The following is a 522-nucleotide window of genomic DNA, read 5'->3' as shown; positions in this document are numbered from 1 at the left end:
CTTTATGCCAAAACCTATCGTTGGTGATAACGGTTCTGGTATGCACGTGCATATTTCTATCTCAAAAGACGGCGTTAATACTTTCTCAGGTGATGAATATGCGGGCTTGTCAGAAACCGCACTATACTTTATCGGTGGTATTATCAAACACGCCCGTGCTTTAAATGCGATTACCAACCCATCGACCAACAGCTATAAGCGCCTTGTGCCGCATTATGAAGCGCCTATCAAGCTTGCTTACTCAGCGTCTAACCGCTCGGCGTCTATCCGTATTCCACACGTTAGTAGCCCAAAAGCGGTACGTGTTGAAGCGCGTTTCCCTGATCCAGCAGCCAATCCATACCTGGCGTTTGCAGCGTTATTGATGGCAGGTCTTGACGGTATTCAAAACAAAATGCATCCAGGTGAAGCCGCTGATAAAAACTTATATGACTTACCGCCAGAAGAAGAAGCACTCATTCCAACGGTTGCTGAAAACTTAGAGGTTGCATTACAAGCGTTAAAAGATGACCATGAGTTCTT

Annotated in this window: 1 pseudogene; it reads left to right on the top strand. The window is 45.6% G+C overall.

Annotated elements, in window-relative coordinates:
- A pseudogene (gene glnA / locus V7D75_RS04790) lies at positions 1 to 522 on the top strand (glutamine synthetase); the annotation flags it as partial.

The sequence above is a fragment of the Psychrobacter sp. genome (assembly GCF_036731945.1).
Lineage (GTDB): Bacteria > Pseudomonadota > Gammaproteobacteria > Pseudomonadales > Moraxellaceae > Psychrobacter.
The sequence above is the reverse complement of the archived record's forward strand: the minus strand, read 5'-3'. Positions and strand labels throughout refer to the sequence as shown.